This is a genomic window from Chryseobacterium sp. 22543, from assembly GCF_052044565.1.
Classification (GTDB): Bacteria; Bacteroidota; Bacteroidia; order Flavobacteriales; family Weeksellaceae; genus Chryseobacterium.
In genome coordinates, this window is sequence record NZ_JBQENH010000002.1 from 215,489 (window position 1) to 237,259 (window position 21,771).

Consider the following 21,771-nt stretch of genomic DNA (forward strand, 5'->3'; position numbering starts at 1 on the left):
CAAAAAAAATCTATGGATTATGACACAATCAATGCGTGATTATAACTTTTCTGCTGTTTTTGACGAAAGTCCTTTTTTAATTGTAATAACATCTTTTTCTCCCTTTTTTAAAATAAAAGAAATTTCGGTATCATCATCCTGCAGGAAAAATAGATCCTCTTTTTCAGCCAGCATTTTTACTTTAGGATCTTTATTGTTTTGTATAAAAAGCTGACCGTTTTCGTACAAAATATGAATCACGCTGTTATCGGCAAGCTGATAATCACCAACGTATTTTTTAAGTATATCAGCACTTAACACAGCTTCCTTCTTTGGTTGTGGAAGAGTGTAAGGTTGTTCTAAAAGAGCTGCTAAAATAATGTTGCCTGCTTTCTCCAGTTTTTTACTTGTGATATTGTTCAAAAGAATAATGCATAGATCATCTTCAGGAAGCATAGCAAAATAACTTGTAGAACCCTCTATATTTCCACCATGGTTAATGAGTTTTTTCCCATAAAGATTATCAATAAACCAACCGTAGCCATAGCCGCTCAAAAAAGGTGTTGTCGCTTTTTTAAATGCTTCTTTAGAAACAATTTTATAATCTCTCAATCCCATATAGTAATTGTACAGGTCTTCAACGGTACTGTAGATCTGCCCTGCAGGACCGGTTAATGTGGAATTCCATACTTCAGTTTTTTCCTGTCTTGTTTTTGAAATATAAGAATAGGGAACCGTTTTGTATGGACTTTTCAAAGCTAAATAGTTAAAGCCTGTGTGACTCATCTTTAGAGGATTCAAGATGATTTTTCTTACTGCATCTTCATAAGAAAGCCCTGTTATTTTCTCAATAATAATTCCAAGGAGAATATATCCTGAATTGGTATACGAGAATTGAGTTCCGGGTTCAAAATCCAAGGGCTCATTTTTAAAAAAAGAAAGCTCTTTATTTTTGGCTATAGATTTTCCGGTGTGAAGCAGGCTGAAATATTCTTTATTTCGTAATACTTCATAAATTCCCGAGGTGTGGGTAAGGAGATGTTCAATCGTGATTTCATTTCCTCTTGGATAATCGGGAATAAACTTTGAAACAGGATCTTTAACAGAAAGTTTGCCCTCTTCACTTAGTTTTACAATGATTAAGGCAGTGAAAGATTTGGTTAAAGAAGCAATCTGATAAACACTTTGGTCCTGATTGAGTATCTTTTTTTCTGCATCCTGCCAACCGTAAGATTTTTCGAAAATGTTTTTATTCTGATAATGGATCAACGCAGTTCCATTAAATTTATTAATTGCAGCATAGGCTTTTATAATGCTGTCTATTTCTTCTTTTTTCTTTTCCTGATTAAAACCGCTTAGATGAGCTTGTGTCTGGGCTTCTGAAGTGGAACAGAATGTACTGAACAGATAAAACAAACATCCTAAGGCTAAAATATGAAATTGACGTTGCATAGATATCAGGTTTTAAAAACGGTTAAAATAAGCTTAATATTGATAGTGTACAATTTTGTGTCTGTTAAGGATTTGAAATCAGATCTCGCAGAAATGTCAGAGATTATTTCGGCTATTGTCTAGGGTTATAAGTTTTCAGCATAGCGGCTCAGAGAATTATTGTATCTGGGCAAATGTTTTGAAATTGCTTTCAATACTATAGACAGTGCTTCTTTGGGCTCTCCTGCTGAAGAAAGGGACAGCGCTAAAAAAGAGTCTACAGCATCATTCAGTTCATCAGAATAATTAGCTTTTTCTTCCCTTAAAATATGAATACTTTCTTCCAGTTTTCCATTATTTCTTAGAGTACTTGCCAGCTGGATTCTTGCTCTTCTTCTTCGTAAACCGGTGAGTCCTTTATCTAATGCAGATCTGTATAAAGGTTCCGCTTCCTTTTCATGTCCGGTGGAGTCAAAAGCGCAGGCTCTTTCAAAATCAGCAATAGCCTGGGAATCCGTTAGTAATTCTACATGATTTTTAATTTGGAGAATAAACTCTTCACTGCTTATTGTTCCAAGTTTTAGCCATATACTTTGTAATTGGGTTTCCCAGTTTTCATCCATTGGATAGATTTTAAACAAAGATATAAAATATTGAAAGTAGAGCATTACTTAATCATTCTTATAATTTTCAAAATTATTGTCAGATTATGAATCCAAAAACGGAATTAAATATTTATTTTTGCTGAACTTAACAAAGATTAAAAAATTATTAAAATATGGCATCAGGCTTTTTTGCAATTTTAGATGATATTGCAGCATTGATGGATGATGTAGCAGTTACCAGTAAAATTGCTACTCAAAAGACAGCAGGGATTTTAGGAGATGACCTTGCTGTAAATGCAGAAAAAGCCACCGGCTTTCTTTCTTCAAGAGAACTTCCAGTTTTATGGGCAATTACAAAAGGTTCTTTTATTAACAAACTGATCATTCTGCCTATTGTTTTTTTACTCAATTGGTTGTATGCTCCGGCTATTAATTATGTATTGATCCTTGGAGGATTATATTTGGCTTTTGAAGGCGTTGAAAAAGTAATAGAATTTCTTTTTCACCGTGACAAAAAGGGTCATGAAGTTATAGAGGAAATTGTAGAAGATGAAAAGAGTTCTGAAGAAATAGAAAAAGAGAAAGTAAAATCGGCAATTACAACGGATTTTATTTTATCAATCGAGATCGTTATTATTGCTTTAGGAACCGTATTGGAAGAAAGTCATCCTTTTATTACGCAGATTTTAGTAACGAGCCTGGTTGCATTTATTGCGACGGTTGGAGTTTATGGAATTGTAGCTTTGATCGTAAGAATGGATGATGCAGGGTTTAAATTAATAAAGAAAAGTAATGATAAAGGCTTTTTTGGGAGGCTTGGGCATGTATTAGTGAAGGCTTTACCTATTGTTATTAAAATATTAGGAGTTGTCGGAACAATTGCTTTAATAATGGTTGCTGGTGGAATTTTTCTACATAGGATTGAATTTTTTCATGGCGTACTTCCAACCTGGCCAGATGTTTTGAAAGAACTTATGCTTGGACTTGTTGGTGGGTTAGCAGCGGTTGCCATATTTACTTTAGGAAAAGGGATTTACTCTCTGGCAATAAAAAAATAAAACAGAATTAGAATTAAATAACCAAAAAATCCTGTGCTTGAGAGAGTGCAGGATTTTTTATTAATAGATGTGGAGAATTTATCGTTTGATATATTAAAAATTATACTCGCATTTTTTGTATAGGCATTTGCTGAGATTCTTATCCTTTATTAAGTTATAGTTTTTGCAGCAACCTTATTTTATTTTCAACCCATTTATATAGGCTAATTTAATTGTATCAGCTCCGAGAAATTCAGAATAATTGAGATCAATTTCATTTTCTGTTTTTAGTTTCTCGTAAAGTTTAAGAATATTTCCTTTATATGGGCAATTGTTTACAAAATTATTTAGAAAAACTTCAGCAGTATCTTTTTCAGAAAAACATAAAAGGAAGTCTAAAGGAGAAATAGAATTCTCTGACCATTGATTAAACTTTGTTCCATTGTTTTTTAGAAATTCGACAGCAATTTCCTTAGAATTAAAAATTTTGAAAATTGGGAGGATGTATTTTTCTATATTTTCTGTAATTTCAATAATTGATTTTTCATAAGATAACCCTGCTAAATTCCATTGTTTCCAATTATTATACGGAGTTAAATAACCTATCTGATTTCCAAAAATTAATCCCTGAGAATATTCATTTTTAGTTTGCTCTGTCTGCCATTTCTTTAAAATTTTAGAATAGATAGCAATATGGGGAAGGGACTGAACGGATGAAGAATCATTCCTAAAACTGGACTGAAAATAAATCTCAAAATAGATATCTTTATCAAGGGAAACTTTTTTAAGCCTTTGTCCTTTTTCAAGTGTTTTGAAACCATCCAGCTGAGTGGCAATTTCATTGCAGGCATTTAAAAATATTGTTCTTGTATCCATTTGTTTCTGATAGTATTTTGAATAAATCCAATTGAGGAGCAAAAATAAAAAAATAAAAGAGCATAAAAAAAGAGACTTAAAAAAGTCTCTTTTATATATTAATTGAATAAATCTTTTACTTTATCAAAAAAAGTTTTTTCCTTTCCGGATGGTTCTGCAACCATTTCTCCGCTGGACATCTGCTTTTCAAAGAAATCTTTCTGTTCTTTAGTAAGCTTTTGTGGCGTCCATACATTGATGTGGATAAACATGTCTCCTTTTCCGTAGCTGTCGATACTTGGAAGTCCTTTTCCAGCCAATCTTAAGATCTTTCCGGATTGAGTTCCCGGATCAACGGTAATTTTTACTTTTCCTCCAACAGTAGGAATTTCTTTTTTAGTTCCTAAAGCAGCCTCAGCAAAAGAAACATACAGTTCCTGGTGAAGATTATCGCCTTCTCTTTTGATGATTTGATCTACTTCCTCTTCAATGATTACCAATAAGTCTCCCGGAATTCCACCAAATGGTGCGTCATTTCCTTTTCCTCTTACATTAAGCTGGATACCGTCTCTCGCTCCTGCAGGGATATTGATCGTGATTTCCTCTTCATCTTTGATAAGACCTTGTGCATTGGCTCCTGCAGGAATCTTGTCAGCAACTTTTCCAATTCCCTGGCAAGTACTACACGTTGTTTGAGTCTGCATTTGACCGAACATGGTATTCATTACTTTTAACTGAACACCGGAACCGTTACAGGTAGGACATGTTTTTGAAGTGGCACCTTCTGCCATCTTCATTTTTTTTACTTTAATGGTTTTCTGAGTTCCGTTTACCATTTCCTCAAGGTTCAGCTTGATTCTGATTCTTAAATTAGAACCTTTCACCTGCTGACGGCCTCCACCGCCGCCACCGAATCCTCCGAAACCACCACCGAAAATATCTCCAAACTGACTGAAAATATCCTCCATGTTCATTCCGCCTCCGAAGCCTCCGCCTCCAAATCCGCCGTTTCCTCCTACTCCGGCATGACCGAACTGGTCGTATCTTGCACGTTTCTGATCGTCGCTTAGAACCTCGTAAGCTTCAGCGGCTTCTTTAAACTTTTCTTCAGCCTCCTTATCACCAGGATTTTTATCCGGGTGAAATTTGATAGCCATTTTACGGTATGCTTTTTTTATTTCATCGGCCGATGCAGATTTGCTGATCTCAAGAACCTCGTAATAATCTCTTTTTGACATGACAATTTTATAATTGATTGTTGATAAATGATAAAAGATATTGTAAAGCTAATAAGTGAAACATTCATCAATTATCACTCACCATTTATCATTTATTAATTTTAATTTCCTGTTACTACTTTTGCAAAACGGATTACTTTATCACCTAAAGTATATCCCGTTTCAATAACGTCTACGATTTTTCCTTTCAAATCTTCTGATGGAGCAGGGATCTGAGTAATCGCTTCATGGAAATCAACATTAAAGCTGTCACCAGCTCTTACTTCCATTGTTTGTAAGCCTTTTTCGGTAAGTTTATTTTTGAATTTCTGATAGATCAGTTCCACCCCTTGAAGGTCAGCCGGATTTCCGTTTTTAGCGATTTCCTTTAATGCTCTTTCAAAATCATCTAAAACCCCTAACATTGAAACCATCATCTCCTGATTAGCATACTGGAAGAATTCCATCTTCTCTTTGCTTGTTCTTTTTTTATAGTTTTCGAATTCAGCATACAATCTGATGTAACGGTCTTTTTCTTCTGCCAAAAGTTCCTCCGGCGAAGGTGCTGCTGTCACATTGTCCTGAGATGTTGCGTCATTCTGAACATTGTTTTCTTCCTGATTATTGATGCTTTCTTCGTTAATATCCTGGTTTTCCATAATTCAATATTTATTTACTGATTGTTTGACAAAGAGCCTGCCAAATCCAAAATCTGGACATTAAGGCAGAAAAATGCATGATGATGAATAGTGAATAAATCAATCCGCTTCGCTTGTGAATTTGTTGTAGTGTGAAATTAAAAATTGACCATTGACCATTGACCATTGACCATTCACTTAATAATGCCCAATAGTCAATTTAAAAACTATCGTTGTATTTTTTATTCTCCCATAAACGTTTGATACAAAAGGTACAGGTTTAAAACAATGATAATAATGGAAATGGCCCACACGCAGATTTTAAGAAACGGGTTGTTGACAAATTCTCCCATTTTCGCTTTATCATTGGTAAACATAACCAAAGGGACAACAGCAAAACTCAGCTGCATAGATAGAATTACCTGGCTTAAAACCAATAACTCCGTTGTTCCCTGTTCACCATAAAGAATAGCAACAATAAGAGCCGGAATGACGGCAATAAGTCTTGTGATTAGCCTTCTTAGCCACGGTTTTAATCTGATATTTAAAAAACCTTCCATTACGATCTGTCCCGCAAGAGTTCCTGTTAATGTAGAGTTTTGTCCTGATGCTAATAAAGCAATAGCAAACGCAATACTTGCCATAGAAGCTCCTAGAATAGGGGTCAGCATTTTATAGGCATCATGGATATCTGCAACATGTTCGTTTCCTGTTGTATGGAATGTGGCTGCTGCCAGAATAAGTATTGCGGCATTAATGAAGAATGCCAGCATCAATGAAACCGTGCTGTCCAGGGTCGCAAACTTTATGGCCTCTTTTTTTCCTTCTGTATCCCGGGTATAATCTCTGGTCTGTACAATACTGCTGTGCAGATACAGGTTGTGGGGCATTACTGTAGCTCCTAAGATCCCGATGGCAATATAAAGCATTGCGGGACTCTGAATGATTTCTTTTTGAGGAACCAATCCTCCCAGAATTTCATTGAAAGCAGGCTTAGAAATAACAATTTCATAGACAAAACAGGCCAGGATAATGAATATAAGACCTCCTACAATACTTTCAATCCATCGGAAACCTTTGGCCTGAAGTAAGAGAATAATTAAAACATCCACTGTGGTAATGACAATTCCCCAGGTCAGCGGAATATGAAATAACAGGTTTAATGCTATGGCGGAACCAATGACCTCGGCGAGATCACAGGCCGCAATGGCTATTTCACAAAATACCCAGAGAATAAAATTGGTGGTAGGGCTGAAGTGATCCCTGCAGGCCTGTGCAAGATCTCTTTCAGCAACAACTCCGAGTTTCACGGATAGATGCTGTAGAACCATCGCAAAAATGTTGGAAATAAGAATTACGGATAGCAGGGTATACCCAAACTGAGCTCCTCCGGCGATATCCGTAGCCCAGTTTCCCGGATCCATATATCCTACGGCAATCATCAGTCCCGGTCCTGCAAATGCAAGATATTTCCTCCAAAAATTTGCATTTTTAGGAACTTTGATCGATGAATAAACCTCTGATAAGGAATGAGATGTTTTATCTTTTCGCCAGGCGTTTTTTATATTGAAATTCATAAATGTTAGAAATGACTAACAAATTTAATTAAATAAATGTAAACAGAGAAATCATGGCATAAAAAAATCCCGGAAATTGCTTTCCGGGATCTAATTTTTATTGAATCTAAAGATTATTTTGCAAATCTTACAGACATTTTTCTATCAGCAGCTCTTTCTGCGTCAGAAGCTTTTGCGTCTACTTTAGCAAATTTGCTTCCATAACCTTCTGCTTCTAAAACCTGAGCTCCAACTCCAGCTTTTGCTAAAGCTGCTTTAATAAATTCAGCTCTGGCTTTTGATAATTTTACGTTTGAAGCTTCGTTTCCTGTTTTATCAGTGTAACCACCGATTTTGATTTTTGCATCAGGGAAAGCTTTAAGAATAGCCACTAAGTTATCCAACTGTCCTTGTGAACCTGCTTCAAGTTCAGTAGAACTTCCCATTTTGAAATTAACATGGTCGAAATCGTACCATTTATCTTTCAATGCTGAATCATCAGCTGCATTTTTGTAAGCTCCGGATTTCAGGAAAGTAATCATCTGATCCTCCATACCGCCTTTATAACCTTTTAACATCACACCATTAAGATCAATGTTTTCATCGGTTTTAGCAGTAGCCGGAACAGGTGTTGCAGTTCCTGTTGTAGCTGTATCTGCAGTAGAACTTGTTGTTGCTGAGTCAGACGTACTGGTAGTTGTGGTAGTCGTCTGTTTTTTCTCGCACTGTTTCCATAAGAAATATCCGGCTGCCAATAACAGTAAAAGCGGAAGCAGCCATTTCCAGATGGAGCCTCCGCCTTGATTATTGTTATTATTATCGTTAAATTGTTCTCTTATTTCTCTTGCTCCTTCAGAAACATTTTCTCTTGCTGTAGCAACACCTTCTGCGATGTTATCTTTAGCAGTAGAAGTTACCGAAGAAACTGTTTCCTTCGCCTGGCCAAACCAATTTTCAGCTCCTAATCCAAAGGAAGCCAAAGAAAGACCTGCTGGCAATAAGGAAGAAATAATGCCTTTCTGATCGTTCAGCAAGCTGGAAATACCTGAAGCACCTAAATTATTGTCTGCCGCATATTTTCCAACCGTGCCTACCGTAGCTCCAGTCACCAGGTTTAACAAAGAACCTGCAGAGGTATTGCTTACTCCTGAAAAACTGGCAATGGAATTTACCAATCCGCTTATTTTATCTCCAAAAATTGAAGACAACAAGTTAGAAATAATAGGGTTGCTAGATGAACCACCTAATAAATTTCCTAAAATTCCACTTGAAGAGGCTTGTGTAATAGCTTCCACAACGCCAGGCTTATCTGCACTATTGGCTAATCCACCTACTACAGCAGGTAATAATCCACCAATTGCTTTAGAAATACCGGATTCACTTTCTCCAAACTGCGAAGCAGCCTGTGAAACTAAAGCGGGACCTAATTGTCCTTTAATTAAATCAATGACATTTAAAGACATAATAATAAATTTTTTTGATTAATGTTGAGATAAATTTAAACAAAAATCCGTCCAAATGTCACTTTTTTTTGAATATTTCTTTAAAAATTAACGATTTTTTTCTAAATCATTAAAATTTTTAATAAGCTTTTGCGAATAATACACGTCTCTTAGAAGGTTTTCCTGAAATCAAAGACATTCCTTCTTCTATATCATCATCTAAAGGAATACATCTGATTGTTGCCTTTGTTTCATCCTTGATCTGTTCCTCTTCTTCAGCCGTACCATCCCAGTGAGCATAGATGAAACCTCCTTTCTCTTCCAGAACTGTTTTGAACTCTTCATAAGTATCAACTTTCGTCATATTATTTTTTCTGAATTCAAATGCTTTATTATAAAGGTCCTGCTGAATAGTTTTTAATAACTCTTCAATATAAGAATCCAGACCTTCAATAGAACGAACTTCTTTCGTCAGATTATCTCTTCTCGCGATTTCCACAGATTTATTTTCCAGATCTCTTGGTCCCATTGCGATTCTAACAGGAACTCCTTTCAATTCATATTCTGCAAATTTCCATCCTGGTTTGTTCTGAGTATCATTATCAAATTTCACAGAAATACCTTTAGCTCTCAGTTTAGCCTGAATATCCAAAGCTACTTCACTGATTTGCTCTAGCTGCTCTTCTCCTTTAAAGATCGGAACAATCACTACCTGAATCGGTGCCAGAGTAGGTGGCAATACCAATCCGAAATCATCAGAGTGCGTCATAATCAAAGCTCCCATCAAACGAGTTGATGTTCCCCATGATGTAGCCCATGCATGTTCTATTTTTCCTTCTTTATTAGTGAATTTTACGTCAAATGCTTTTGCAAAATTCTGCCCTAAGAAGTGAGATGTTCCTGCCTGTAAAGCTTTTCCATCCTGCATTAAAGCTTCAATACAATAGGTTTCATCAGCTCCTGCAAATCTTTCAGATGGAGTTTTCAACCCTTGAATTACCGGCATTGCCATAAAGTTTTCTGCAAAATCTGCATATACTTTATTCATCTTTTCTGCTTCTTCAACAGCTTCATCTTTCGTAGCGTGAGCGGTGTGGCCTTCCTGCCATAAGAATTCTGCCGTTCTTAAGAAAAGACGTGTTCTCATTTCCCAGCGAACAACATTCGCCCATTGGTTGATCAATATCGGTAAGTCTCTGTAAGACTGAATCCAGTTTTTGTAGGTATTCCAGATAATTGCTTCCGAAGTAGGACGAACGATAAGTTCTTCTTCCAATTTTGCATCCGGATCCACGATCAGTTTAGATGGATTGTCCGGATCTGTTTTTAATCTGTAGTGAGTAACAACAGCACATTCTTTTGCAAAACCTTCTGCATTTTTTTCCTCAGCCTCAAACAAGCTCTTGGGCACAAAAAGCGGGAAGTATGCGTTAACGTGACCTGTTTCTTTGAATTTTCTATCCATTTCATCACGCATTTTTTCCCAGATCGCATAGCCATACGGTTTGATCACCATACATCCACGCACGCCTGAGTTTTCAGCTAAATCAGCTTTTACAACCAGCTCATTATACCATTTGCTGTAATCTTCGCTTCTTGAGGTTAATTTTGCCATTATTTTTTTTAATTTTTTTAACTTTTGTACATTATTGTTATCTAAAAATAAAAATCTATTTTTGATAGATTTTTTTACCAGTATTTTGGTACATTTTTGGTACAGATTGCAAATATAATTTAAATTAAAAATTTTTACGTTATCATGAAAAGAAATATACATAAAAATTTGCTTGGTCTGCTAAGATCCAAAGGGGTGTTGGCTATATCAGGCGGATTATTACTTGTGTCTTGTGGTGCTCAGATGGGAGGGTATAGCGAGACGGATGGGGTGTATTACGACCCCAATAAGGATACGCTACCTGAAGGAGTTATCATCAATGATAGCGGAAACAGAGTAGGAGAATACTATGACTATTATCAGGATTCCAATGTTATTCAAAATGCACAGACGAATTCCCGAGAACAGCAAAACAGATATAATGACTGGAGCAATACCAATCCGAATTGGAACTCCAACGCTACAGATTCAGACTGGGGACTTTATGCAGGTTCTCAAACCAACTATTATGACAACTCATGGGGATCTCCTTGGGGATGGTATGGTGGTTATAGCCCGTATTGGGGTTGGGGTATGAACCGTGGCTGGGGCTGGGGTGCTAGTATGTCCTGGGGGTGGGGCGGATCATTCGGCTGGGGCTGGGGAGGCTCTTACGGATGGGGAAGCCCATACTGGGGATATGGTGGATATTACGATCCATTCTGGGGCGGTTACGGAAACCCTTACTGGGGATACGGAGGCGGTTACTGGGGTGGTGGCTACTACAACAGACCAGTGTATAGAAGAAGCGGTGCTAGTGGAGGAGGATTCCAGAATACAGGTGTAGCAAACGCAGTATACAGAACCAATACGGCTAATTCAGGCTTCAGAAATACTAATGGCGGTTTCAGAAACGGAAATAATGGCGGTTTCAGAGATTCTAATTCAAATGGCGGTTTCAGAAATAGTAATGGAGGATTTAGAAACACAGATAATGGTGGCTTCAGAAATTCCAACTCAAATGGCGGTTTCAGAAATACACAGTCCAATGGTGGATTCCGTAATACAGCACCACAGACAAGACCTAACTATAATTATCAGCAACCACAGCCTAGAAACAACAATAGTGGAGGCTTCAGATCTAATGATTCAGGAGGTTTCAGATCTAGTGGCGGCTTCAACTCCGGTGGCGGCTTCAGAGGCGGTTCTTCTGGCGGCGGTGGCGGAATGAGATCCGGAGGCGGAGGAAGAGGTGGATTCAGATAATTTTCAAACGAATAAACTATTAAAAAATAATGTTAAAAAAATCTTTAGTATTAATGAGTATTTCTGCTGCATTTTATGCACAGGCTCAGGATGTTTCTGTGATAAGAAATACCGTGGATGTTTACTCAAGTACTCCTATGGTGGGATCGGCTAAGTTCAATGCAATGGCTGGATCTAATGGTGCGCTAGGTGGTGATGCAAACTCTTTGCTTACCAACCCGGCAGGTTTAGGGGTAGCTATTTCAGGAGAGGTTTCAGGAACTTTATCTATTTTAGGCAATAAAAACAGCAGCTCTTTAGCTGGATCTACCATAGACTATAGCAAAACTAAGGGAGACCTTGGAAATGCAGGCGGGATCATTGCTTTCCCACTGATGACAGAAACCGGATGGAAGTTTATTAATATCGGTATTAATTTCTCCAATCAGTCTCTTGATAATGTCATTCAGTCACCGGGTAATAACAATGTTGTCTACGCCTTTGATAAAGATGATATAACCAAGGATGCTGCATTGGCAGGACATATATATGAAAGATATGGTAATCTGTCAAAGATGAGCTTTGGGGTAGGAGCCAATTATAATCATAATTTATATTTAGGGGCGGGTTTCAATTTTTTCAATGCTTCAGTTGATCAATATGATACTTTATTTTACCGAAATCTTGCCAATAATTCTACGGAAGGATTCAGTAAGCAGGATACTCCTTATACAGAAAGATCTTCAGGTTTTTCTGCTTCATTAGGGGTGATCGGAAAACTAAGTCCTAATTTCAGAGTGGGAGCATCCCTTGAGACTCCTACATTCTGGACAATAGACAGAAATTATTATTTCTATAACGATCCTGTTTACGGGGACGATATGGGTGCTGAAAACAGAAAGTTTACTTCACCGCTTAAAGCAACAGTGAGTGCTGCATTTGTAGCAAGTAAAAACTTCTCTTTGAACGTAGATTATACCCTTGGACTTACAAAGCCTGATTATAAAGTATACGGCGGTGCAGAAAGATCATTAAATGATTTCTTTAAAGAGAATTACAAAAACCTTTCTGAAGTAAGAGTAGGAGCTGAGTACAGAGTACAGCAGTTCAGACTGAGAGGAGGTTATGCTTACCAGTCAAGTCCTTTTGATGCACTTACGATCAGTAGATTTAATGATGCAGGAAGCGTAGGAGATCAATCATACAGCAACATGATGCTAAGCGATAGAAATACGCTTTCTTTCGGTATCGGGTATGATTTCAAATCTTTCTATGTAGATGCATCTTATCAGAATATCTCATCTAAGTATACTAACCCTTTTATGAGAGGATATATGGACGGAAATTCTGATTCATCTTATTATTCTGCTAACAACATTTTTGAAAGTGATGCATATGCAGCAAGTGAGGTTAAAAATAACAGAAATAATTTCTTCCTTACAGTAGGATGGAAGTTCTAAGCTTTACATAAGCTATATACAATAAAAAAGCTCCGGATTCCGGAGCTTTTTTATTTTTTAATGAGAATGGGCAACAGGATGTTGGTGGAAGAGATGCATCATTAATGCAAGTGAAACTCCTAAAACAACCAGTCCGATCTTTACCCAGTCAATATTGTGATTTTTATTGCTTTCAAAAATGATCACTGATGAAATATGAAGGAAAATTCCCCCTACGATAGCCAGAAAATAGGGCTGAAGATCAGGATTGAAATAGTTTCCTAGCAACATTCCCATTGGAGAAGCCAGGGCAAATAAGGCTACAATGAGAATAGAGGGGTACGATGAAGAACTTTTTGATTCTCCTTTTCTGTTAAATAAAAATGCTCCCAGAATAAATGAAATAGGGAGATTGTGAAACACAATTCCCCAAAGATAAGGAGACATCTCGTGTTTTTCATTGGCAAGAGGAATTCCTTCAATGAAAGCATGAATAAACAATCCTACCATTAAAGCAGCAGGAAGAATATTGTGTTCACTATGATGATGGAAATGCCCATGTTCAAAACCTTTGGTAAGAGCCTCCAGAATCATCTGCAGAAGAACTCCTGCGATTACAAATATCCCAAGATTGCTGCTCCCTGCAGAAGTGTAAACCTGCGGGAAAACTTCATTGAGGCAGATTGTAATCAAAAAACCGGCACTCAATATCAAAAGATTTTTAGCCAGTTTTTCTTTTTTACCAAAGTGTTTTCCCAGAAATACGCCTGTTACGACACTTAAAATCAGTAAAAGTACTGTTGTCATTATTTTTTCTTAAATAAATTGATACAACGTGGGGAATTTTCTTTATTAAATTCATTCAGCTGATAATCTCCCCAGATTTTTATTCTTTCAAAGCCACATTCCGAAGCATAGTTGTGAATAGCTTCCAATGTATGAAGCTTTACCTTTTCAAAAAAATGAAACGGCTTACCGTCAGCTTCAAAACGGATATCTTTGATGACATGTCTGCCTTCGATTTTTTTCAGGATTTTAAAGTCTATATTATCGCGGGTGATTGCTGTTTCCGGTACTAAAGTATTTCTTACATATTCTTCATTCAGATAATCCAGTACAAAATATCCTCCGGGCTTCAATGCATTGTAAACAGACTGAAATACCTTTTTATCATCATTTTCATTGTCAAAATACCCAAAACTTGTAAATAAATTGAATACAGCATCCATAGGATCAGCATCAATTGGGTTTCTCATATCATGAACTTCAAAAATCAAGGTTTGATTTTCATACTGTTTGTCAGACTCAATGCTTTGTCTAGAAAGGTCAAGACCCAAAACATCATACCCTAATTTATTAAGAAAAACAGAGTGTCTTCCCTTTCCGCAGGCAAGATCTATGATTTTCGACTGAGGCGGCAACTGAAGGTCCGCTGTGAGCTTTTTAATGAAGTTTTCAGCTTCAGTATAGTCTCTGTTGCTATAAAGCAAATGATAATAAGGGGTATCAAACCAAGATTCAAACCATTCCATAATGCAAAAATAACTAAATTTGTGCGGTTAAAAGCAAAGTATTTTACAACATTAAGAGATTGAAAATTTCAATTGGACAAGGAATTGGATGGCTAATCTTTTAATTATTAAAGCTTTAAATCTTTTAATTCATACTTATGGATACAGAAAATATTAAAATACAGATAAAGACATTCTTCGGATTGGAGCAGATTCTGGCAGAAGAAATCAAAAAATTGGGTGGTAGGAATGTTGAAATTAAAAACAGGGCAGTAAATTGTGAAGGAGATCTTGGTTTTCTTTACAAGATCAATTACTCTGCGAGAACAGCATTGAAAATACTGGTTCCGATTCATGAGTTCAAAGCTTTTAATCAGCATCAGTTCTACGATAGATTGTTCAAATTTGAATGGGAAAACTTCATGAATGTTGATCAGTCTTTCTCTATTGATGCTACAGTAAACTCTGAAACATTCAAGCATTCTCAGTTTGTGACTTTAAAAATGAAGGATGCGATCGTGGATTATTTCCAGGAAAAATTCAAAAGACGTCCGAATGTAGAAACCAGAAATCCGGATATCAAATTTCACCTTCATATAGACAGAGAGCTGGTGATGATCTCTATGGATTCTTCTGGAGATCCTTTATTTAAGAGAGGGTACAGAAGAGAGCAGGGAGAAGCGCCTATCAATGAGGTTCTTGCAAGCGGAATGCTTCAGCTGGCAGGCTGGGACGGAAAAGGAAATTTCCTTGATCCTATGTGCGGTTCAGGAACATTATTGATTGAAGCAGCAATGATTGCGATGGATCTTCCGGCTCAGATCTTCAGAAAGAGATTCGGCTTCCAGAACTGGAATAACTATGATGCAGAATTGTTTTCGAAAATCAAAGAATTCAGAATTAACAGAGTAAGACAGTTTGATGGAAAAATTGTAGGGTATGACATTGATGGAAAAATGCTGAATGCTGCAGAAATGAATGTAGAAGCAGCAGAAATGGAAGATGTAATTGAGATCAAAAAACAGGATTTCTTTGATTCTAAGAAAGAATTGTTCCCTTTATTAATGGTATTCAATCCACCTTACGACGAGAGAATTTCTATCAATGATGATGATTTCTACAAGAAAATAGGAGATACTTTCAAGACCCATTATCCGAATACCTTAGCGTGGCTGATCTCTTCAGACCTTGAAGCGGTAAAGAAAATTGGTCTTCGTCCTTCAAGAAAGATTAAACTTTTCAACGGAAAACTGGAAACGAGATTTTTACAGTACGAAATGTATGAGGGAACGAAGAAGATACATAAGCTGGAAGATAATAAGTAACAGTTTGTATCGTTTAAAATAATAAACTGATGGCTTGGAATTTTCTTGATGGACTTGATATAATTGTAGATGTATTGGAACTATTTGGTTCTGGTTCTGGTTCACGTTCAACTTCTGATAGAAAAAGCCTGAACTATGATGAGAAGCCACAAAAAAAGAGTTCAAAGAGATACAAATATTTCACAGAGAAAGTAAGTGCAGTATTTATCATATTGGCTGCATTTTCTTTTTTTATTGTTTTTAAAGATCCTTTACCTGCGCAAAATTATACACAAACTTTGGTGGTAACTTCCTTAATAGGAGTTGGAATTTCGTTTGTACTATTTTTTATCCTGCATGTGATAGAGTTTTATTATTTTAAAAATATTTCTAAACTGCTTCTGTTCAGCTGTTCGGTAATTGTTTTCTTTATTTCTGTGGTCATGTATATCTATTTCAGATCTGGTTGGTTTATATAACACAATTGGTTATAAACTAAAAATTAATAAACTTTGAGATTAAAATGTCCTGAAATTTTTTTGAAATATTTGATGTAGTTTAGATGTATTCGGTCTGTTTAGCTCTGGATCAAAATCATCACGTTCAAAACCTAAAAGAAAGGCTTTAAATCATAATGTAATAGCTCAAAAGAAAGAGTTAAAAGATCCAGATATTTCACAGGAAAAATAATATCAGTAGATTATTAATTTAATTAAATAATAAAAACAGGTTGTACTTATATGGTACAACCTATTTTATTTTATCGTGCCAGTGAAGGTGCAAACCCATACTGTTTTTTAAAGGCGTGCGAAAAATGCGACAGATCTTCAAAGCCTACTTCCATGAAAATGTCAGAAGGTTTTTTATTCTTTTCAGACAAATGATAATAGGCGAGTTCAAGACGCTTTTGAGTAAGCCATCGCTGCGGTGTCGTTTGAAAAATCTTTCTGAAATCACGGTTGAAAGTAGATAAACTCCTTCCCGTAAGATATCCGAACCGTTCCAAAGGCATATTAAACATATAATTCTTTTCCATAAAATGAATAAGATCCACTTTTCCAGGCTCATCGAAATCGGCGAGTATAGAATCTATATCCGGATCAATTTCCCTTACAATACTGATCGCCTCGGTAATCTTTAAATGAGCAATGTTTTCAGGAAATGGCCCTTCCATCTCAAAATAGGGTATTAGAGAAGCAAGACAGCTGTTCAAAAGCGGATGACTGTCAAAGCTGTGAATGCTGGATTCACGATATCCGGTCTTCCTCTGAAAATCAACAGAACTGTAAAAATCTTTCAGACGTTCTGTGGTAAGATGCATGGCTACTGCTTTATGAGGAAGCCCGTCTTTGGGATAATTAATGATTGTTGCCAGATGATTTCTTGGGATCAGAAATAGATCTCCCGCTTTGAAAACATAGGTTTTATCTGCCTGAATAATTTTCGTTTCTCCGGATATAAACCAGACCAGCATATGATATTCAAAAACCGTTTCCGTTTTGAACAGCTTATCATCATAACTGGAAAGCTTGATATCCGGTGTGAGGTATTGTATCTGGAAATCCATTGTCAGAAGTTTTTCATTACAAATGTATTTAAAAAACAATTATTTGGCATCAAAGCGGAATCCCAACATCTCTTCACTCAGTTTCCACAACTCTTCTGCATTTTTTTTGTCAATAGAATAGGGCTGTACTCCGCGGATGGTAGCCGGTTCATCAAACCTGTGCTCAATCTGTCCTCTGTCGATCTCCGCAATATCACAGTTTTCACAATACACTCCACCTATTTCATTAAGCTGAGGACTTACAGCACACCAGATTGTCGTAGCAGCCCCTTGTGAAACCGTTTTTAAACGGGCTTCAACCTCCGGTTTGATATTTCCGTTTTCATCATGCGTTCCAAGTTGTTTAAAAAGCTCAACAGGCTCTTCTCTGCCCAGATCAGTACCATATACAGAACCGGGATGAAGGGAATAGGCTCTGATGTTAAATTCTTTTCCTCTTTCATCAAGTTCTACGGCAAATAGATTGCAGGCTGTTTTGGATTGTCCGTATCCGGATAAGGTATCATAGTCTCTTTTCTCAAAATTAGGATCTTCAAAATCAAAAGGAGACATCTGATGTCCATAAGAAGAAACACTGATCACCCTTGCACCGTTAGCTTTTTTCAGAGCCGGCCATAATTTTGCAGTAAGGTGAAACTGCCCAAGGTAATTGGTCGCCAGCTGAGATTCAAGACCTCTGCTGTCTCTGCGGAGAGGAACCCACATGATTCCTGCATTATTAATAAGCAGATCCAGGCTTTTTCCTGATGCTGTAAATCGTTTTGCAAAAGCATCAATAGAAGATGGATTCATCAGGTTCATTTCTTCAAGTTCAAAATTTTCAATTCCCGATAGATTTTTTCGTGCCTTTTCAATATCTCTTGCCGGAATAATTACCTGTGCTCCGGCTGAGATCAATACTTTTGTGGTTTCAAGACCAATTCCTGCATAACCGCCGGTGATGATCACCGTTTTTCCGGTAAGATCGATTCCTTTAATAACTTCCTGAGCTGTTGAATACGCATTGAACCCTGATTGAACAGGCTGTTGCAATGCATTGATAGTTGATTCCATTTTTTATTGTTTTAAATTTCTATAGCAAAATTAGAGTAGATTCCCCGTGTTTATTTTGTTTAAAATGTCAAATTTGTTGGCTCAGAATTTCATTTGTAAAATCTATACAGTAAAAAGGATGAATGGAACTTCGTTAATTTCTCTGAATAAGCTGTTAAACTGTTTGTAGGTTGTTCTGTGAATAAGTAATTTTGAAAAATTTTCAATTTGAAGCCTACTATTTCCATTGTCGTTGCCATTTACAACCGAAAAGATGAACTTTTTGAGCTGCTGACTTCTCTTACCCAACAGACGGATAAGGAGTTTGAGATCATTATTGTAGATGACGGTTCTCTGATCGACCTGAAACCTACTATCGAAAACTTTGAGCAGGGGCTGGATATTAAATATTTCAGAAAAGATAATTCAGGACCTGGATTGACAAGAAATTACGGAGCAGCAAGAGCAGCCAATGAATGGCTGGTGTTTGTAGACAGTGATGTCATTGTTGAAAAAGATTATATTGAACATATTAAAAATGATATCCTTACAATTCCCTGTGATGCATTTGGAGGTGCAGATAAGGCTCATAAAGGATTCAATCTTATGCAGAAGGCTATTTCCTATTCCATGACCTCTGTTTTTACTACCGGAGGAATCAGGGGAAGTAAAAAAGCTGTTTCTAAATTTCAGCCCAGAAGTTTTAATATGGGAGTGAAGAAGGCTGTTTTTGAAAAGGTAGGTGGATTTTCAGAAATGAGAATAGGAGAGGATCCGGATCTGTCTATGACACTTTGGGAAAATGGATTTACGACTGCTTTTTTTGACGATATTGCTGTTTATCACAAGCGTAGAGTTGATTTTGGAAAATTTTCCAAGCAGGTCTATCAGTTTGGCTGTGCAAGACCAATTCTTAATCAGAGACATCCTAATTATGTAAAGATCTCGTTTGCATTTCCTACTTTATTTATGTTAGGATATGCAATGGGCTTTCTGGAGTATTTTATTATGCATAGAGGGATAATCCTTTCTTTTTATGGATTGTACACCTTTTTGGTGTTGTTTCACGCTTTATTACTGACTAAAAATATCAGTATTGCCGGTATGGCGGTTATTTCCACTTATATTCAGATGTTTTCTTACGGTTATGGATTCCTGAAATCCTGGATTCTGCTGAATGTTTTCAGAATGAAACCGGAGGAGGCTTTTCCGCATCATTATTATAAGAAATAGCAGGGTATTGTCTGCAAAAGAAAATTCAATAGAAATGGACTGTTATCCTGAGCGTAGTCGAAGGAAGCCCATTTGTCAAGTAATAACCTCTTCCAATGGCTTTAGCCAAAACCTAAAAGATTATACAACATTTGCTACTCAATTAATTACTGAAACAATATACTTTATTGATCATTAATACAAAAAATGGGATATAAGTTTATAATTTGGGGTTCCGGAATACTATTTTGCGGTCTTCTTACCTTCCGTTAAAATAGATACTGAGAAGTTCAGAACCGTGGCGGAGTATTTCCCAACCGTAAACGACAGGTGATATACTTCTTTGGCAGAAATAAAAAGATCCGGAGCGATGTTCCGGATCTTTCGTTATTTTATTTACTCTCTTTCGGAAGGGTTTCATCCGTTTTTAAGACTCTTGGCAAAAAACTGTTTCAGTTCGTTCTGTTTTACCTCAAACCCAGGTGATGTGGTTCCTGCTTTATAGACTGTGTAGGCATAATCTGTAAGCGTAACCTGGTAATTGTCATAGTCATGTATTCAATAAGTGAAAAGTATTTAATTGATAAACTATCTGAAGAGTATCGGCAAGCTCCCATTATTTGTAAGGGTACTTTACCTTATTAGATCTGCATGCTTAGGTGAGCCATCTTGGTCGTACCCATAGAAAATGAACCACGTTTCAGACATGTTGATTCTTTAAAATAAAAAAGGCTGTTTCAAATTGAAACAGCCTTTTTACAATAATAAATTTAGGATATAGAAATGTTTTCATGGTGGTTAAGAACACCTACTTTCAGCATACACTCCTTCATTTTATGGTACGTTCTTTTAATATCGTGGTCAAGACCGATGGAAAATCTGATCAGTCCGTCTGAAATACCTATGGAAGCTCGTTCTTCTTCCGGAATTTCAGATGAGGTAGATTTTCCTGAGCATGAGAATAAGGTTTTATAGAACCCTAAGCTTACTGCAAGATAACCCAGGTTTTCTGTCTGCATCAGTTCCATCAGTTCATTGGCTTTTTCTGTGGTTCCGGCATCCAGCGTCAGTAATCCGCCGTATCCGTATTCTTCATGAAGCATGCTCTTCATTAATTCATGATTTTTATGGGATGGTAATCCAGGGTAAGATACCTTTAAGCCGTCTTTTTCAAATCTTTCAGCAAGATACATGGCATTGTGGCTATGCTGTTTGATTCTGATGTGCAATGTTCTCAGGTTTTTTAAAATGCTTGATGATCTTAAGCTGTCCATGGTAGGTCCCAGAAGCATACAAGCCCCGGAATTGACATTTTTGGTATCATCAATAAATGCCTGCGTTGCACAATATACACCTCCTACGGTATCACTGCTTCCGTTGATAAACTTCGTCAGACTATGAATCACAACATCTGCCCCGAATAATGTCGGAGAGATAGAAAGGGGAGAGAAGGTATTGTCTACAATCAGTTTCAGGTTGTGTTTTTTACAGATTTCAGAAAGTTTTCTAAGGTCTGCCACTTCAAGAAGCGGATTGCTCACACTTTCGCAGTAAATAACTTTAGTATTGGGAGTAATTGCTTTTTCTATAGACTCAAAATTATTAATATCAACAAAACTGGTTGCTACATTAAACTGAGGCATGAAGTTTTTAAGAAAAGCATAAGTTCCTCCGTAGATGGTTCTGCTTGAAATAATATGGTCTCCACTTTTGCATACCTGCATCAGAACGGAAGTGATAGCTCCCATTCCGGATGCTGTAACGTTGGCAGATTCCGTGTTTTCCATCTTGGCAAGAGCCTGAGCCAGATAAAGGTTCATAGGGGATGAATGTCTGGAATATAAATAGCATCCCTCCGCATTTCCTTCAAAAGTATCAAACATGGTCTTTGCAGAAAGGAATGTATACGTAGAGCTATCTGAGATAGAAGGATTTACTCCTCCGAATTCACCAAAATACTGAAGATCCTGGATCTCGTTGGCTGCGTTAAAGTCTTCCATAAATATTGTTTTTATTTTATTGTTCCAATTTGCATTAATTTGCTAATTATTACAACATAAATTTAAATTTATAGAATATAAAACTGTAAAATATTGTTTATTTAGAA

At 36.7% G+C, this 21,771-nt stretch carries 20 protein-coding genes; 6 read left to right on the forward strand and 14 right to left on the reverse strand.

The features are described 5' to 3' along the window. Nucleotides 1-39 precede the first annotated feature (39 nt). Nucleotides 40-1,431: a serine hydrolase gene (locus tag ACTJIP_RS06885; protein WP_440704283.1), complete on the reverse strand. Its 1,392-nt coding sequence runs from the start codon at nucleotides 1,429-1,431 to the stop codon at nucleotides 40-42. Nucleotides 1,432-1,556: 125 nt separating this feature from the next. Next, nucleotides 1,557-2,033 (reverse strand): tetratricopeptide repeat protein, encoded by a 477-nt coding sequence (locus tag ACTJIP_RS06890; RefSeq protein ID WP_440704284.1) that lies wholly within the window; start codon nucleotides 2,031-2,033, stop codon nucleotides 1,557-1,559. Between the two features lie 155 nt (nucleotides 2,034-2,188). Here ACTJIP_RS06890 and ACTJIP_RS06895 point away from each other — a divergent pair, with 155 nt between their 5' ends. Next, on the forward strand, nucleotides 2,189-3,073 hold the full coding sequence (locus tag ACTJIP_RS06895) for a DUF808 family protein (RefSeq protein ID WP_428169106.1): 885 nt from the start codon (nucleotides 2,189-2,191) through the stop codon (nucleotides 3,071-3,073). Nucleotides 3,074-3,247: 174 nt separating this feature from the next. Here the strand turns inward: ACTJIP_RS06895 and ACTJIP_RS06900 are convergent, their stop codons facing one another. From ACTJIP_RS06900 to proS, 6 genes are all read right to left on the reverse strand, one after another. Then, nucleotides 3,248-3,928, reverse strand: a complete 681-nt coding sequence (locus tag ACTJIP_RS06900) for a DUF4304 domain-containing protein (RefSeq protein ID WP_440704285.1) — start codon at nucleotides 3,926-3,928, stop codon at nucleotides 3,248-3,250. Between the two features lie 98 nt (nucleotides 3,929-4,026). Then, nucleotides 4,027-5,145 (reverse strand): molecular chaperone DnaJ, encoded by a 1,119-nt coding sequence (gene dnaJ / locus ACTJIP_RS06905; RefSeq protein WP_077415369.1) that lies wholly within the window; start codon nucleotides 5,143-5,145, stop codon nucleotides 4,027-4,029. A 101-nt stretch (nucleotides 5,146-5,246) separates the two neighbouring features. Next, nucleotides 5,247-5,786 carry a nucleotide exchange factor GrpE gene (locus ACTJIP_RS06910; RefSeq protein ID WP_374200551.1) on the reverse strand — a complete coding sequence of 180 codons (540 nt, stop codon included), beginning with the start codon at nucleotides 5,784-5,786 and terminating at the stop codon, nucleotides 5,247-5,249. 218 nt (nucleotides 5,787-6,004) lie between these two features. Further along, nucleotides 6,005-7,339: an Nramp family divalent metal transporter gene (locus ACTJIP_RS06915; RefSeq protein WP_077415368.1), complete on the reverse strand. Its 1,335-nt coding sequence runs from the start codon at nucleotides 7,337-7,339 to the stop codon at nucleotides 6,005-6,007. Between the two features lie 113 nt (nucleotides 7,340-7,452). Beyond that, the gene (locus ACTJIP_RS06920; RefSeq protein ID WP_077415367.1) at nucleotides 7,453-8,781 is read right to left on the reverse strand and encodes an OmpA family protein; all 1,329 of its coding nucleotides are present in this window, start codon (nucleotides 8,779-8,781) and stop codon (nucleotides 7,453-7,455) included. Between the two features lie 118 nt (nucleotides 8,782-8,899). Next, nucleotides 8,900-10,375, reverse strand: a complete 1,476-nt coding sequence (gene proS, locus ACTJIP_RS06925; RefSeq protein ID WP_077415886.1) for a proline--tRNA ligase — start codon at nucleotides 10,373-10,375, stop codon at nucleotides 8,900-8,902. A 144-nt stretch (nucleotides 10,376-10,519) separates the two neighbouring features. Between proS and ACTJIP_RS06930 the strand changes: the two genes are divergently transcribed. Both ACTJIP_RS06930 and ACTJIP_RS06935 read left to right on the forward strand, forming a co-directional pair. Continuing rightward, entirely contained in the window at nucleotides 10,520-11,620 is a 1,101-nt protein-coding gene (locus ACTJIP_RS06930; protein WP_428169103.1) for a prolyl-tRNA synthetase, read from the forward strand. A 29-nt stretch (nucleotides 11,621-11,649) separates the two neighbouring features. Further along, on the forward strand, nucleotides 11,650-13,059 hold the full coding sequence (locus ACTJIP_RS06935) for an OmpP1/FadL family transporter (protein ID WP_180565464.1): 1,410 nt from the start codon (nucleotides 11,650-11,652) through the stop codon (nucleotides 13,057-13,059). Nucleotides 13,060-13,116: 57 nt separating this feature from the next. Here ACTJIP_RS06935 and ACTJIP_RS06940 read toward each other — a convergent pair whose 3' ends face one another. After that, nucleotides 13,117-13,845, reverse strand: coding sequence for a ZIP family metal transporter (locus ACTJIP_RS06940; protein WP_077415361.1), 729 nt, complete (start codon nucleotides 13,843-13,845; stop codon nucleotides 13,117-13,119). Next, nucleotides 13,845-14,570, reverse strand: a complete 726-nt coding sequence (locus ACTJIP_RS06945; RefSeq protein ID WP_077415359.1) for a class I SAM-dependent DNA methyltransferase — start codon at nucleotides 14,568-14,570, stop codon at nucleotides 13,845-13,847. Before ACTJIP_RS06945 ends, ACTJIP_RS06940 begins: the two co-directional genes overlap by 1 nt. 137 nt (nucleotides 14,571-14,707) lie before the next feature. Here ACTJIP_RS06945 and ACTJIP_RS06950 point away from each other — a divergent pair, with 137 nt between their 5' ends. Both ACTJIP_RS06950 and ACTJIP_RS06955 read left to right on the forward strand, forming a co-directional pair. Beyond that, nucleotides 14,708-15,874, forward strand: a complete 1,167-nt coding sequence (locus ACTJIP_RS06950) for a THUMP domain-containing class I SAM-dependent RNA methyltransferase (RefSeq protein ID WP_180565465.1) — start codon at nucleotides 14,708-14,710, stop codon at nucleotides 15,872-15,874. Between the two features lie 29 nt (nucleotides 15,875-15,903). Continuing rightward, nucleotides 15,904-16,332, forward strand: coding sequence for a branched-chain amino acid ABC transporter substrate-binding protein (locus ACTJIP_RS06955; RefSeq protein WP_440704286.1), 429 nt, complete (start codon nucleotides 15,904-15,906; stop codon nucleotides 16,330-16,332). 281 nt (nucleotides 16,333-16,613) lie between these two features. Here the strand turns inward: ACTJIP_RS06955 and ACTJIP_RS06960 are convergent, their stop codons facing one another. Then, nucleotides 16,614-17,420: a helix-turn-helix domain-containing protein gene (locus ACTJIP_RS06960; RefSeq protein ID WP_077415354.1), complete on the reverse strand. Its 807-nt coding sequence runs from the start codon at nucleotides 17,418-17,420 to the stop codon at nucleotides 16,614-16,616. A 39-nt stretch (nucleotides 17,421-17,459) separates the two neighbouring features. Next, entirely contained in the window at nucleotides 17,460-18,473 is a 1,014-nt protein-coding gene (locus tag ACTJIP_RS06965) for an SDR family NAD(P)-dependent oxidoreductase (protein ID WP_440704287.1), read from the reverse strand. A 207-nt stretch (nucleotides 18,474-18,680) separates the two neighbouring features. Here ACTJIP_RS06965 and ACTJIP_RS06970 point away from each other — a divergent pair, with 207 nt between their 5' ends. Continuing rightward, nucleotides 18,681-19,685, forward strand: coding sequence for a glycosyltransferase (locus ACTJIP_RS06970; RefSeq protein ID WP_077415350.1), 1,005 nt, complete (start codon nucleotides 18,681-18,683; stop codon nucleotides 19,683-19,685). A 238-nt stretch (nucleotides 19,686-19,923) separates the two neighbouring features. Here ACTJIP_RS06970 and ACTJIP_RS06975 read toward each other — a convergent pair whose 3' ends face one another. Continuing rightward, nucleotides 19,924-20,085 carry a hypothetical protein gene (locus ACTJIP_RS06975; protein ID WP_440704288.1) on the reverse strand — a complete coding sequence of 54 codons (162 nt, stop codon included), beginning with the start codon at nucleotides 20,083-20,085 and terminating at the stop codon, nucleotides 19,924-19,926. A gap of 349 nt (nucleotides 20,086-20,434) precedes the next feature. Continuing rightward, nucleotides 20,435-21,664, reverse strand: coding sequence for an aminotransferase class I/II-fold pyridoxal phosphate-dependent enzyme (locus tag ACTJIP_RS06980; protein ID WP_077415348.1), 1,230 nt, complete (start codon nucleotides 21,662-21,664; stop codon nucleotides 20,435-20,437). Between the last annotated feature and the right edge of the window lie 107 nt (nucleotides 21,665-21,771).